Annotated in this window: 14 protein-coding genes; 12 read left to right on the forward strand and 2 right to left on the reverse strand. The window is 31.8% G+C overall.

Annotation, left to right across the window (positions count from 1 at the left end; all coding sequences use genetic code 11):
• Positions 1-12: 12 nt before the first annotated feature.
• The 9 genes from rpoA (at position 13) to hisIE (ending at position 7,493) form a co-directional block, all read left to right on the forward strand.
• Positions 13-1,026 carry a DNA-directed RNA polymerase subunit alpha gene (gene rpoA, locus ACOTU8_RS05025; protein WP_002932419.1) on the forward strand — a complete coding sequence of 338 codons (1,014 nt, stop codon included), beginning with the start codon at positions 13-15 and terminating at the stop codon, positions 1,024-1,026.
• Positions 1,027-1,029: 3 nt separating this feature from the next.
• On the forward strand, positions 1,030-1,383 hold the full coding sequence (rplQ, locus tag ACOTU8_RS05030; RefSeq protein WP_240378323.1) for a 50S ribosomal protein L17: 354 nt from the start codon (positions 1,030-1,032) through the stop codon (positions 1,381-1,383).
• Positions 1,384-1,555: 172 nt separating this feature from the next.
• Complete coding sequence (gene hisG / locus ACOTU8_RS05035; protein WP_053872692.1) at positions 1,556-2,455, forward strand: ATP phosphoribosyltransferase; 900 nt, start codon at positions 1,556-1,558, stop codon at positions 2,453-2,455.
• Positions 2,456-2,462: 7 nt separating this feature from the next.
• Positions 2,463-3,749, forward strand: coding sequence for a histidinol dehydrogenase (gene hisD / locus ACOTU8_RS05040; protein WP_422342048.1), 1,287 nt, complete (start codon positions 2,463-2,465; stop codon positions 3,747-3,749).
• Complete coding sequence (gene hisB, locus ACOTU8_RS05045) at positions 3,746-4,804, forward strand: bifunctional histidinol-phosphatase/imidazoleglycerol-phosphate dehydratase HisB (RefSeq protein WP_422342049.1); 1,059 nt, start codon at positions 3,746-3,748, stop codon at positions 4,802-4,804. The genes hisD and hisB overlap by 4 nt, the downstream gene beginning before the upstream one ends.
• Positions 4,801-5,388 (forward strand): imidazole glycerol phosphate synthase subunit HisH, encoded by a 588-nt coding sequence (gene hisH / locus ACOTU8_RS05050; RefSeq protein WP_422342050.1) that lies wholly within the window; start codon positions 4,801-4,803, stop codon positions 5,386-5,388. Before hisB ends, hisH begins: the two co-directional genes overlap by 4 nt.
• On the forward strand, positions 5,385-6,119 hold the full coding sequence (gene hisA, locus ACOTU8_RS05055; RefSeq protein ID WP_422342051.1) for a 1-(5-phosphoribosyl)-5-[(5-phosphoribosylamino)methylideneamino]imidazole-4-carboxamide isomerase: 735 nt from the start codon (positions 5,385-5,387) through the stop codon (positions 6,117-6,119). Before hisH ends, hisA begins: the two co-directional genes overlap by 4 nt.
• Positions 6,101-6,868 (forward strand): imidazole glycerol phosphate synthase subunit HisF, encoded by a 768-nt coding sequence (hisF, locus tag ACOTU8_RS05060; protein ID WP_422342052.1) that lies wholly within the window; start codon positions 6,101-6,103, stop codon positions 6,866-6,868. Before hisA ends, hisF begins: the two co-directional genes overlap by 19 nt.
• Position 6,869: 1 nt before the next feature.
• Positions 6,870-7,493 (forward strand): bifunctional phosphoribosyl-AMP cyclohydrolase/phosphoribosyl-ATP diphosphatase HisIE, encoded by a 624-nt coding sequence (gene hisIE, locus ACOTU8_RS05065; RefSeq protein ID WP_422342053.1) that lies wholly within the window; start codon positions 6,870-6,872, stop codon positions 7,491-7,493.
• A 24-nt stretch (positions 7,494-7,517) separates the two neighbouring features.
• Here hisIE and dapD read toward each other — a convergent pair whose 3' ends face one another.
• Positions 7,518-8,678, reverse strand: a complete 1,161-nt coding sequence (dapD, locus tag ACOTU8_RS05070) for a tetrahydrodipicolinate N-succinyltransferase N-terminal domain-containing protein (RefSeq protein WP_422342054.1) — start codon at positions 8,676-8,678, stop codon at positions 7,518-7,520.
• A 25-nt stretch (positions 8,679-8,703) separates the two neighbouring features.
• Positions 8,704-9,810: an Mrp/NBP35 family ATP-binding protein gene (gene mrp / locus ACOTU8_RS05075; RefSeq protein WP_038401857.1), complete on the reverse strand. Its 1,107-nt coding sequence runs from the start codon at positions 9,808-9,810 to the stop codon at positions 8,704-8,706.
• Between the two features lie 122 nt (positions 9,811-9,932).
• Here mrp and ispDF point away from each other — a divergent pair, with 122 nt between their 5' ends.
• The 3 genes from ispDF to ACOTU8_RS05090 are packed head-to-tail and all read left to right on the forward strand — an operon-like array spanning position 9,933 to position 13,070.
• Positions 9,933-11,048: a bifunctional 2-C-methyl-D-erythritol 4-phosphate cytidylyltransferase/2-C-methyl-D-erythritol 2,4-cyclodiphosphate synthase gene (gene ispDF / locus ACOTU8_RS05080; protein ID WP_422342055.1), complete on the forward strand. Its 1,116-nt coding sequence runs from the start codon at positions 9,933-9,935 to the stop codon at positions 11,046-11,048.
• Complete coding sequence (locus ACOTU8_RS05085; RefSeq protein WP_422342056.1) at positions 11,045-11,932, forward strand: hypothetical protein; 888 nt, start codon at positions 11,045-11,047, stop codon at positions 11,930-11,932. Before ispDF ends, ACOTU8_RS05085 begins: the two co-directional genes overlap by 4 nt.
• On the forward strand, positions 11,910-13,070 hold the full coding sequence (locus tag ACOTU8_RS05090) for a sulfate adenylyltransferase (RefSeq protein ID WP_422342057.1): 1,161 nt from the start codon (positions 11,910-11,912) through the stop codon (positions 13,068-13,070). The genes ACOTU8_RS05085 and ACOTU8_RS05090 overlap by 23 nt, the downstream gene beginning before the upstream one ends.

The following is a 13,070-nucleotide window of genomic DNA, read 5'->3' on the forward strand; positions in this document are numbered from 1 at the left end:
TAGGGGCTAAATATGAGAAATATTACAACATCTGCTTATACGCCAACAGAATTTACAATAGAAAACATTAGTGATACTGTGGCTAAAATCAGTGCTTGGCCTTTTGAGATAGGCTATGGAATCACCCTAGCCCATCCTTTACGCCGTTTGCTTTATACTAGCACTATAGGATATGCTCCAACTGCGATTCATATTGATGGTGTAGCTCATGAATTTGATAGTATGCGTGGTATGCTTGAAGATGTAGCACTTTTTATCATTAACCTAAAAAAACTACGCTTTAAAATTAAAGGCGAATCAAATAAAGAAATAGTAGAATTTAGCTTTAAAGGCTCAAAAGAAATTTACGGCAAAGATCTAAATAATGATCAAGTAGAAGTGGTAAATAAAGATGCCTATCTAGCAACAATCAACGAAGATGCTGAACTCAAATTTACATTGATCGTTGAAAAAGGTATTGGCTATGTACCAAGCGAAGAAATTAAAGAGCTTCTAAACGATCCTAAATTTATAGCTTTAGATGCTTTCTTTACACCTGTAAGAGAAGCAACCTATGATATTGAAAAAGTTTTATTTGAAGATAATCCTGATTATGAAAAAGTGGTTTTAACCGTAACAACTGATGGACAAATCACTCCAAATGAAGCTTTTCAAAATGCTCTAGAAGCTATGTATAAACAATTATCAGTATTTGATAAAATAACCAATGTTAGAAGTGTAATTAAAAATCAAGCAACAAGCAATGAGCTAGAAAATACTAAATTATTGCAAAACATTACAGATTTAAATTTAAGTGCTAGAAGTTATAATTGTCTTGAAAAAGCAGGAGTAGTTTACATAGGCGAGCTTGCTTTGATGAGTGTAAGTGAACTTGCAGGGCTTAAAAATTTAGGTAAAAAATCTCTTGATGAAATTAAAAACATCATGGAAAGCATAGGTTTTCCTGTGGGAACTTCTAAGCTTAGCGATAACAAAGAAATACTTAAAAACAAAATCGCAGAATTAAAAGCACAAAACGAAGGATAAAGAATGAGACATAAACATGGATATAGAAAACTTGGCAGAACTTCATCTCATCGTGCTGCCTTATTAAAAAATTTAACTATAGCTTTAGTAAATAGCGGAAAAATCGAAACTACTCTACCAAAAGCTAAAGAATTAAGAGGTTATGTAGAAAGATTGATTACTAGAGCAAGACTTGGAGATTTTAACGCTCATAGAGTAGTTTTTGCTTCATTGCAAGATAAAAACGCTACTAATAAACTAGTAACTGAAATTGCTCCAAAATTCAAAGATCGCAATGGTGGATATACAAGAATCATCAAAACAAGAATTCGCCGTGGTGATGCCGCTGAAATGGCTTTCATCGAATTTGTAGCTTAATCAAATCCTAGCTTTTGCTAGGATTAATACTTCAATTAAATACCCTAAAAATAAAAAGTTTTAAATAATTATTTTAAATAAAATTAAATTTATTTATTTTCTAAAACCCTTGCTAAAAATTCAACTACTTATGCTAATATAAGCTTTTAATTTTTAATTTCAAGGATATGTTATGCAAGAAAATACTCGTTTGCGTATCGCGATACAAAAATCAGGTAGACTTTCAAAAGAATCCATAGAGCTTCTTTCAGAATGTGGTGTTAAAATGCATATCCATGAACAAAGTTTGATCGCTTTTTCTACAAATTTACCCATAGATATTTTACGCGTTAGAGATGATGATATACCTGGGCTTATTTTTGATGGTGTTGTAGATTTAGGCATTATAGGAGAAAATGTTTTAGAAGAAAATGAACTTGAACGCCAGTCTTTAGGAGAAAATCCAAGCTATAAACTTTTAAAAAAGCTAGATTTTGGATATTGCCGTCTTTCTCTTGCCTTACCTCAAGAAAATAAATTTCAAAATTTGAAAGATTTTGAAGGCTTAAGGATAGCTACTTCTTATCCACAACTTTTAAAGCGTTTTATGAAAGAAAATGGGATTAATTATAAAAATTGTATGCTTACAGGTTCTGTTGAAGTAGCCCCTAGGGCAAATTTAGCCGATGCAATTTGCGATCTTGTTTCAAGTGGAGCAACTTTACAAGCAAATAATCTTAAAGAAGTTAAAGTAATTTATGAATCTCGTGCTTGTTTGATTCAAAAAGAAAATGCTTTAAGCAAAGAAAAACAAGCCTTAGTGGATAAAATTATGTTGCGTGTAGCAGGAGTAATGCAAGCAAGAGAATCTAAATACATTATGCTTCATGCCCCAAAAGAAAAGCTTGATAAAATTCAAGTTCTACTTCCAGGAGTTGAAAGACCAACTATCTTACCTTTAGCACACGATGAAAAAAATGTAGCTTTACATATGGTAAGTAAAGAAAATCTTTTTTGGGAAACCATGGAGGCTTTAAAAGAAGAAGGCGCGAGTTCGATTTTGGTTCTGCCTATAGAAAAAATGTTAAAGTGAGTAAAAAATGCAAATTTTAGTATATGATAATTTAGATGAAAAACAAAAAGAAGAAGCGTTAAAACGCCCTGCTATAAGTGCGAAAGATGAAATTTCAAAAATAGTAAGTTCTATCATTAAAGAAGTGCAAGAAAAAGGCGATAAAGCTTTAATAGAACAAGCTTTAGAATTTGATAAGGCTGAAATTTCAAAGATTAAAATCACTCAAGAAGAAATCACTCAAGCAAGCAATCGTTTGGATAAAGATTTACAAGAAGCTATTTTGGTAGCTTATGAAAATATCAAAAAATTTCACGAAGCCCAAATCCCGCATGAAATCGCTCTTGAAACTACAAAAGGTGTTAAATGTGAGGTTTTAACACGTCCTATAGAAAAAGTAGGACTTTACATACCAGGGGGTTTGGCACCTTTGTTTTCAACGGTTTTAATGCTAGCTATCCCTGCAAAAATTGCAGGTTGTGAAAAAATCGTTTTAGCAAGCCCTGCAAAAATCAATGATGCCGTGCTTTTTTGTGCCAAGCTTTGTGGCGTGGATGAAATTTATCAAATGGGTGGTGCAGGAGCTATAGCAGCTTTGGCTTACGGTACGCAAAGTGTTTTAAAGGTGGATAAAATTTTTGGCCCAGGAAATGCCTTTGTAACCGAAGCAAAACGCCAAGTAAGTAGCGATATAAATGGAGCAGCTATTGATATGCAAGCAGGACCTAGTGAAGTTTTAGTAATAGCTGATGATTTAGCTAATGAAAAATTTGTAGCTAGTGATTTGCTTTCACAAGCTGAACATGGTGCAGATTCTCAAGTGATTTTGGTGTGTTTAAGTCAAGATTTTGCCAAAAAAACAAGCAATGAAGTCCAAAGTCAATTAGAACTTTTACCTCGTAAAGAACTTGCAAGCAAAAGCATTACTAATTCACGCATTATCATAGCTAAAGATTTAAATCAAGCCTTAGAAATTTCAAATCTTTACGCCCCTGAACATTTGATCATACAAACTCAAAATCCACGAGAACTTTTAAAAGGTGTAAAACACGCAGGATCGGTATTTTTAGGAGCTTATTCCCCAGAGTCTATGGGTGATTATGCAAGTGGGACTAATCATGTTTTACCTACTTATGGACTTACTAAAACGCATTCTAGTTTAGGTTTGGCAGATTTTAGTAAAAGAATGACCGTTCAAGAGTTAAGCAAAGAAGGCTTTTTAGCTTTAGGTAAAAGTGTTGAAATTTTAGCACAAAATGAGCATTTAGATGCACACAAAAATGCAGTAACTTTTCGTTTAGAGAGCCTAAAATGAGTCAAAAAATTCTTTTTATAGATAGAGATGGCACTCTTATAGAAGAACCAAAAAGCGATTTTCAAATCGATACTCTTGAAAAATTGCGTTTTGAAAAAGATGCTATTCCCACTCTTTTAAAACTAAAAAATTTTGGATTTAAATTTGTCATGGTAAGCAATCAAGATGGTCTTGGAACGCCAAGTTTTCCAAAGGAAAATTTTGAAATCGCTCATGAAAAAATGCTTGATATTTTAAAAAGTTGCGGTATAGAATTTCAAAATATTTTTATTTGTCCACATTTTGAAAATGAAAATTGTGCTTGTAGAAAACCTAAAACTGCCATGTTAGAAGAGTATATCAAGCACGAACTTTACGATAAGGAGCAAAGTTTTGTTATAGGAGATCGTGAGAGCGATATGATCTTGGCTTCAAATTTAGGCGTGCGTGGTTTAAAATACAGCGAACTTTCTTGGAAAGAAATAGAAAATGAAATTTTAAGTTCTTTTAGAAGTGCAAGTTATCAAAGAACTACTAAAGAAACAGATATAAAAGTAAAAGTGTGTTTAAATGGAGGCAAAGTTAGTATTAAAACAGGGATTGATTTTTTTGATCATATGTTAGAGCAAATAGCCGTACATGGGGGCATAGGACTTGAAATTTCTTGCAATGGGGATTTAGAAATCGATGAGCATCATAGCGTTGAAGATGTAGCCTTAGCACTTGGAGCTTGTATTAAAAAAGCTTTAGGAGATAAAATCGGCATAGCAAGATATGGCTTTACTTTACCTATGGATGAGTGTTTGGCAAGTTGTGCGATAGATTTTTGCAATCGTCCTCATTTAGTCTATAAAGCTAAATTTAAAAAATCTCATCTAGGAGCTTTAAGCACAGAAATGATCGAGCACTTTTTTTATTCTTTAAGCTATACTATGGGTGTAAGTTTGCATTTAAAAGTTAAAGGCAAAAATGATCATCATAAAGCTGAAGGGCTTTTCAAAGCCTTTGCAAAAGCTTTGAAAATGGCAGTGAAAATAGAAAGTGAAAATTTAGCTAGCTCTAAAGGAATGATATGAAAATCATCATCATCGATACAGCCTGTGCGAATTTGGCATCTTTGAAATTTTGTTTGGATAGATTAGGTTTTAATGCAACTATTAGCAGGGATTTAAAAGAGCTTGAAAGTGCGGATAAGCTTTTTTTACCTGGAGTGGGTACCGCAAAAGAAGCGATGAAAAATTTAGAACAATTTAATCTTATTGATTTTATTAAAAACACCAAAAAACCTTTGCTTGGTATTTGTTTAGGTATGCAAATTTTAGGAAATTTTTCTGAAGAATTAAATCAAGAAACCTTAAAACTCATAGATTTTACAACCCAAAAATTTAAAGCTAAAGAAGACTTTACTTTTCCGCATATGGGATGGAATCAAGTTCATAGCTCTCATGCTTTATTCAAAGGTTTAGAAGGAGCTTATTTTTATTTTGTGCATAGTTATTGTGTAGAACTTGGAGAGTACACTATAGCAGATTGTGAGTATTCGCAAAAATTTAGCGCAAGTGTAATGAAAGATAATTTTTACGGAGTGCAATTTCACCCTGAAAGAAGTAGTGAAGTGGGAGAAATTTTAATTTCAAATTTTATTAAGGATATAGGATGACTCAAATCACACCCGCACTCGATCTTATAGATGGCGAAGTGGTACGTCTTGTAAAAGGGGATTACGAACAAAAAAAAGTATATAAATACAATCCCTTGGAGAAATTCAAAGAATACGAAAAAGCAGGAGCGAAAGAACTTCATCTTGTAGATCTTACAGGTGCAAAAGATCCTAGCAAAAGACAACTTGCTTTGATAGAAAAACTTGCTAAAGAAGTCAGTGTCAATTTACAAGTAGGTGGAGGTATACGCTCTAAAGAAGAAGTTAAAGCTTTGCTTGATTGTGGAGTAAAAAGAGTAGTTATAGGTTCTATAGCAATTAAGAATGCTGCTTTGTGTCTTGAAATTTTAAAAGAATTTGGTAATGAAGCTATAGTTTTAGCTTTAGATACAATTTTAAAAGAAGATTATGTTGTAGCTGTAAATGCTTGGCAAGAAACAAGCGATAAAAAACTTATGGAGGTTTTAGACTTTTATAGCAATAAAGGCTTAAAACACATACTTTGTACCGATATTTCAAAAGATGGCACCATGCAAGGAGTAAATGTAAGACTTTACAAACTTATCCATGAAATTTTTCCTAATATTTGCATTCAGGCAAGTGGTGGAGTAGCAAGTTTAAAAGACCTTGAAAACTTAAAAGGAATTTGTAGCGGGGTTATCGTAGGAAAAGCTTTATTAGACGGAATTTTTAGCGTAGAAGAAGGGATAAGATGCTTACAAAACGCATAATTGCATGTTTAGACGCTAAAAATGGCAGAGTGGTAAAAGGAACACAATTTAAAAATCATAAAGATATGGGAGATATCATAGAACTTGCTAGGTATTATTCTAAAAATGGCATTGATGAGCTTGTTTTTTATGATATTACTGCAAGTGCTAGAAAAGAACGCATATCAAGAGAATGGGTAAGTGAAGTAGCAAAAAATATCAATATTCCTTTTTGTGTTGCAGGGGGTATTAAAAGCGAAGAAGATGCAGCTGAACTTTTAGCTAATGGGGCAGATAAAATTTCTATCAATTCTCCTGCTTTAAATGATCCAAGCTTAATCACACGCCTTGCTAAAAGTTTTGGCGTGCAATGCGTAGTAGTAGGGATTGATAGTTTCAAAGATGAAAATGGAAATTTAAAAGTATTTCAATACACAGGCGATGAAAAAACAAGCAAGCATAGTGGAAAAAGCACTTTAGAATGGGTTAAAGAAGTACAAGATCTAGGTGCAGGCGAAATTGTTTTAAATATGATGAATCAAGATGGCGTTAAAAATGGTTATGATTTAGAACAATTAGAAGCTGTATATAAAATTTGTAAAGTACCTTTGATCGCAAGCGGGGGAGCAGGAAAAATGGAGCATTTTTTAGAAGCTTTTAAACTAGGTACAGATGGGGCTTTAGCTGCTTCTGTTTTTCATCAAAAACTTATAGACATTAAAGAATTAAAAATTTATCTTAAAAATCAAGGCTTAAGTATAAGGATATAATATGCAAAATTTCAAAGAACTTAATGAAAAAATCGCTTGGCAAAAAGTGAATCATCTTTTACCTGTCATCGTCCAAGATGCAAAAACTTGCGAAGTTTTAATGTTAGGTTTTATGAATAATGAAGCCTTAGAAAAAAGCTTAGAAAGTGGTAAAGTAGTCTTTTTTTCACGCACAAAACAGTGTCTTTGGATGAAGGGTGAAGAAAGTGGAAATTTCTTAAATATCATAGATTTAAGTTTAGATTGTGATAATGACACGCTTTTAATTTTAGCAAATCCTGTAGGGCCTACTTGTCATACGGGTAATATTTCTTGTTTTGAAAAAATTTCTAAAAATGCGGATTTTGTTTTTCTAGCCAGACTTGAAAAGCTTATTAATGCACGCAAAAATGCCGATGAAAATACTTCTTACACAGCAAAACTTTTCAAAAGTGGTACAAAACGCATCGCACAAAAAGTTGGTGAAGAAGGTGTAGAAACAGCTTTAGCAGCGACAGTAAAAGATAAAGAAGAGCTTATTTGTGAAGCAGCGGATTTAATGTATCATTTAAGTGTTTTACTTGCAGATGCAAACCTTAACTTCTCAGATGTGATTTCAAAGTTAAAAGAAAGGCATAAAGCTTAAAGCTTTATGTAAATAAATTTTGTATCAATGCAAGGCTTCATTAAGTTTGACTGCTTTTTTATTTAAAGCTACTATCATAGCACCACTTATAGAATCTTGACGGAAATGTAGGCCATTTAAACCTTTAAGCTCTAAGCCTTTGTAAATTTCTTTATCAAAATTAAAATAAGGATTAAGTTTAGCAAGCTCCTCAGCATCTTTGAGTAAAAATTTCGTTCCTTCTAACACCGCAATACCTGCATCAACTATACAATTATCCCCCAAAGGAATTCCTGTAACTGAATTAGCTCCTAAAAGACAAGCCTTACCCACACTTATAGCATTGCCACTTGTTCCACTTAAAACACCTAAAATTGAAGCTCCACCACCTACATCAGAACCTTCTCCTACTATAGCACTTGAGCTAATACGCCCTTCAACCATACAAGCTCCTGTTGTGCCTGCATTAAAATTCACATAACTTGCCCCTGACATGATAGTTGTTCCTGCTGCTAGTGAAGCACCCATTCTTACTTTAGAACTTTCCAAAATTCTTGTATTATCTTCAGGGATAATATGAGCTAAAAACCTTGGAAATTTATCTACAAAATCAATTTTTGGATATTGATTGCTCATTTTTAAACGCATTTCATTTGCTCTTAAATACTCAAGTTCGATAGGCTTATCATCACTCCAAGCTACATTGCTTAAAAGTCCAAAAGCTCCATTTAGATTGATACTTCTTAAAGGTACTTTTTTAGTAGAAAGCAAATAAAGTTTTAGATAAACACTTTCTACACTTAAAGGTTCTTTATCTTCAAAAAGACAAACAAAAGCAAATTCATCGTCTTTAAATTTATCTTTGATAAGCTTTAATAAATCAATATTTTGATGTCCTTCTTCTTCTAAAAAAGGTTTAAAACAAGAAAGTGCAAAATCAATATCTTCTAATTTCAAAGTTTGTACAAATTCACTCGCATTAAAATCAATCTCCACACCCCTTTGCATAAAAGCTTCAAGCATGATTGCTGCTGAGCCAAAATTTTGCTCATAATTAATCAAAGCAAAACTTGCTTGCAAGATTTTATTTTTATTTAACTGTCCTCTATCAAGCCTTGCTATACCAAAAGCTTTAGGTTTTTTATAGCCACTTTTTTGCTCAATTTGTTTGATTAAAAGTAAAAAATCTTCTTTAGTATTAATCATTTTCTTTTCCTTATTCACTTAATTTTTAATGCGAACACGCACTTTTTCCATTCATCACAGGTTGTATAGCAGAATTATCCGCACCACCTTCATTGTTAATCTTTTCTATAAAGCTCCAAATTTTTTCAGCCGCTATTAAATAACGCTTTGAACTCACACTTTCAGGATGATAAAAACTCACAGGCTTGCCTTCATCTCCACCTTCTCTTACTATCATTTCTATAGGAATTTGTGCTAAAACTTCACTTTTATAGGCTTTTGCCATATCCTCAGCTGTTCCTTTACCAAAAATATCATACTCTTTACCATTATCAGGGCATAAAAATCCACTCATATTTTCAATCACACCTGCTATAGGAATGTGAAGTTTATTAAACATATCTAAAGCTCTTTTACTATCGTCTAAAGATACGGTTTGAGGCGTACTTACACAAACTCCTGCAGTAATAGGAATACTTTGCGCGGAAGTAATTTGCGCATCGCCTGTTCCTGGAGGCATATCTAAAAACAATACATCAAGTTCAGGCCAAATCACATCAGCTAAAAGTTGCTCGATTGCTTTCATAATCATAGCTCCACGCCACATAAGCCCTTGACCCTCTTCGATCAAAACCCCCATACTCATCATATAAACACCATGAGTTAAAATAGGTTTTAATCTCTGCCCTACTACTTCAGGCTGAGTTTTGGTTTCGCCTAGCATTCTTGGAATATTTGGCCCATAAATATCCGCATCTAAAATTCCCACTCTTTTTCCCATTTTAGCCATAGAAATTGCCAAATTTACTGTAGTTGTAGATTTGCCCACACCACCTTTTCCACTTGAAACCATGATAAAATTTTTTACTTGTGGAGCGATGTTTTTTCCACTTCTTGAATTACTTTTTTCTTCAGGAATTTTTGGAGTGATGATATTAAGTTCAATATTTTTTAAAGCTAAACTTGATAAAGCTTCAGTAGCATTTTTACGAATTTCATTAGCTACTTCAGGATTTGCTGAAACGATTTCTATATCAATAAATACACCATCATCTTGAATTTTAATATCTTTTACAAAGTTAAAACTCACTATATCCTTTTCAAAACCAGGATATTTTACAGTTTTTAATTTCTCTAAAATTTGTTCTTTCATGTTTTTTCCTTGTCTTTTAAAAAAATCAATTTTACTAATAAAATGATAAAATTTAGCTTTTTATAAGTGTATAATATGGTAACATTATAAAAACCAACAATATTAAAAAGAGGAATGAAAAAATGAGTGAGATTAGCCTCATTATGTTAGCAGCTGGAAATTCTACTCGTTTTAACACAAAGGTAAAAAAACAATTTTTACGACTTGGAAATGATCCTCTTTGGCTTTATGCAACAAAAAATTTAAGCTCTTTTTATCCTTTTAAAAAAATAGTTGTTACCTCTAGTAATATCGCTTATATGAAGAAATTTACTAAAAACTATGAATTCGTAGAAGGTGGTGATACCAGAGCAGAATCCTTAAAAAAAGCCTTAGAGCTCATAGATAGTAAATTTGTCATGGTAAGTGATGTAGCAAGGGTATTAGTGAGTAAAAATTTGTTTGAGCGTTTGATTGAAAATTTAGATAAAGCAGATTGTATTACCCCTGCTTTAAAAGTTGCAGATACAACACTTTTTGACAATGAAGCCTTACAAAGAGAAAAAATCAAACTCATTCAAACCCCGCAAATTTCTAAAACCAAACTGCTTCAAAAAGCTTTAGATCAAAATTTAGAATTTACAGATGATAGCACAGCTATAGCTGCAATGGGTGGAAAAATTTGGTTTATTGAAGGTGAAGAAGATGCAAGAAAATTAACATTTAAAGAAGATCTTAAAAAGCTTGATTTGCCTACACCTAGCTTTGAAATTTTTACTGGTAATGGTTTTGACGTACATGAATTTGGAGAAAATCGCCCCTTGCTTTTAGCAGGAGTACAAATTCATCCTACTATGGGACTTAAAGCACATAGCGATGGAGATGTTTTAGCCCACTCTTTAACCGATGCGATTTTAGGTGCTGCAGGACTTGGAGATATAGGAGAACTTTATCCTGATACTGATATAAAATTTAAAAATGCTAACTCCATGGAGCTTTTAAAACAAGCTTATGATAAAGTCAGAGAGGTAGGTTTTGAACTCATTAATATAGACATTTGCGTCATGGCACAAAGCCCTAAACTTAAAGACTTTAAACAAGCTATGCAAAGCAATATAGCTCATGCTTTAGATTTAGATGAATTTAGAATCAATGTTAAAGCCACAACAACAGAAAAATTGGGTTTTATCGGAAGAAAAGAAGGTATGGCGGTGCTTAGTAGTGTAAATTTAAAATATTTTGATTGGACAAGATTATGAAAGTTTTAATTATTGAAAATGAAATTTATCTAGCGCAAAGCATTAGTATTAAACTAAGTGATGCTGGATATAGCTGCGAAATTATCAACTCATTTGATGAATACAATAGTGAAAAATACTATGATATTATACTGCTTTCTACAAATACTAATAACTTTTTAAAGGCCGTAGGTCAGTTTAAACATAGTATTATTATTTTGCTTATTTCTTACATAAGCACAGATACAGTTTCAAATCCTTTGAAATTAGGTGCTAGTGATTATATTCAAAAACCCTTTATGATAGAAGAGCTGATTAGAAAAATAAAGCATTATCAGGATTTTAGAAAACTTTCAATCCTTAATAAAGCTTATCAAAGCTATATCAAATCAAGACTAGAAACAATCAAAATTCCAGAGTATAATTATAAAAAATTAAAACTTCCATTGATATTAAAATCCAACAATCAAAGCAGTGCTGATGCTTTTGTTTTTAATTATGCAAATGAATGTGACATTACTCTTTCTTTTATTGATTTAACATCTACAAATTCAGTTGAAAAAGTTATGAAACTTCCCACAGAAAACAATCTTTTATTTTTAAGTAATTTTCAAGCATTAAAAGCAGTAGAAAAAGAAAAACTCCTAGATTTTATACAAAACAAAAATGTTATTTTGCATACCAATTCAAATACAGATGATTTAAAAATAAACTGCATTAATTTAAATGATAATGAAAAAAATATCGATAGTAATGAAATTTTAACCATAGATGAGTATGTAAAATATGTTATTATAAACTACCAAAATATATTTCCTGATACTGATCTTTCAAAAAAATTAGGTATTTCACGTAAATCTTTGTGGGAAAAAAGGAAGAAATATGAAATCAGTAAGAAAAAATAAAAACATTACCATAGATCAAAATGAATTTGGCATCTTATCACTTATTAAAGAAGGTTTACTAGGCACTTGCACTCATTTAATGAATGAAAAAGAAGTCAATGAAATCATTAAATCGGGAAAATTTAAAGGAGAAAGTTTTCCCTATCCCTTAAGCTTTGCACCAAAAAATGCTGAAAAAACACTAAATGATATAAAATCTGGCGATAGAATCAATCTCATACTAAATGAAAAAGTAGTAGGACATATAGATTTTAAAAGCGAATTTAAAAATAATAAAAATTTTTCTAATATCTTCAGCCCTAATACTTGTTCCTTAGAAAACATGGGAACAACTTGTATAAGTGGAAAAATAGAAATTTATAATTCTCAAATTAAAAAAGTAAAAGAAAATTTTCAACAAATTAAAAACAATCTTAATGCACGAAAAATTACTGCTATAGTTTCAAGTTTTGATCCTTTACATCGTGCTCATGAAAGAATGTTTCGTTGGACCATAGATAAAGCAGATTTAGTTGTAATTTTTCTTGTAGAATCTTTTGATGTAAATGGATTTGAATTTGAGCTTAAAGAAGCTTATTTGAAAAAATTTATTAAAAACTATCTTCCACCAGATAGGATTTTTATTTTTCCACTAAAAAATATCAATATCTTTCATGCTCATTTAAATCCTGGTTTAGAAAGCATTATTGCAAAAAGTCTAGGCTGTACTAAACTTGTAGTAGGACAAAATCATACAGGACTTGGAATGTTTTATGATGAAAATCAACCTAAAACTATACTTGACGATTTTTCTAGAGATTATGGTATAGAAGTGATTATTTTACCTGAATTTGTATTTTGTGATCAATGTCGTATGATTGTTAGCACAAGATCTTGTCCCCATGGCTCTCATCATCATTTACATTACAACTCTCAATCTTTAAAAGATCTACTAAAAGCAGGTATTATTCCTCCAGCAGTTTTTATGCGTAAGGAGGTATCTAGCATTATCTTAACCTCTCTTTTTCCAAATAGGTTAAAAAATATGCAAAAAATTTATAATGAACTTTTTCCAACCGATGGAATTTTAGAATATAAAAATGATGAAGAATTTTATCAAAAACTTTTAGAAATTCATCAAATGTCTTATATGGTGTAG

Origin of the sequence: Campylobacter jejuni (genome assembly GCF_049221745.1) — a bacterium.
Classification (GTDB): domain Bacteria; phylum Campylobacterota; class Campylobacteria; order Campylobacterales; family Campylobacteraceae; genus Campylobacter_D; species Campylobacter_D jejuni_E.

Excerpts from the sequence above, each read along its gene's own strand:
- rpoA (WP_002932419.1), top strand. The coding sequence starts at position 13 with ATGAGAAATATTACAACATCTGCTTATACGCCAACAGAATTTACAATA.
- rplQ (WP_240378323.1), top strand. The coding sequence starts at position 1,030 with ATGAGACATAAACATGGATATAGAAAACTTGGCAGAACTTCATCTCAT.
- hisG (WP_053872692.1), top strand. The coding sequence starts at position 1,556 with ATGCAAGAAAATACTCGTTTGCGTATCGCGATACAAAAATCAGGTAGA.
- hisD (WP_422342048.1), top strand. The coding sequence starts at position 2,463 with ATGCAAATTTTAGTATATGATAATTTAGATGAAAAACAAAAAGAAGAA.
- hisB (WP_422342049.1), top strand. The coding sequence starts at position 3,746 with ATGAGTCAAAAAATTCTTTTTATAGATAGAGATGGCACTCTTATAGAA.
- hisH (WP_422342050.1), top strand. The coding sequence starts at position 4,801 with ATGAAAATCATCATCATCGATACAGCCTGTGCGAATTTGGCATCTTTG.
- hisA (WP_422342051.1), top strand. The coding sequence starts at position 5,385 with ATGACTCAAATCACACCCGCACTCGATCTTATAGATGGCGAAGTGGTA.
- hisF (WP_422342052.1), top strand. The coding sequence starts at position 6,101 with ATGCTTACAAAACGCATAATTGCATGTTTAGACGCTAAAAATGGCAGA.
- hisIE (WP_422342053.1), top strand. The coding sequence starts at position 6,870 with ATGCAAAATTTCAAAGAACTTAATGAAAAAATCGCTTGGCAAAAAGTG.
- dapD (WP_422342054.1), bottom strand. The coding sequence starts at position 8,678 with ATGATTAATACTAAAGAAGATTTTTTACTTTTAATCAAACAAATTGAG.
- mrp (WP_038401857.1), bottom strand. The coding sequence starts at position 9,810 with ATGAAAGAACAAATTTTAGAGAAATTAAAAACTGTAAAATATCCTGGT.
- ispDF (WP_422342055.1), top strand. The coding sequence starts at position 9,933 with ATGAGTGAGATTAGCCTCATTATGTTAGCAGCTGGAAATTCTACTCGT.
- ACOTU8_RS05085 (WP_422342056.1), top strand. The coding sequence starts at position 11,045 with ATGAAAGTTTTAATTATTGAAAATGAAATTTATCTAGCGCAAAGCATT.
- ACOTU8_RS05090 (WP_422342057.1), top strand. The coding sequence starts at position 11,910 with ATGAAATCAGTAAGAAAAAATAAAAACATTACCATAGATCAAAATGAA.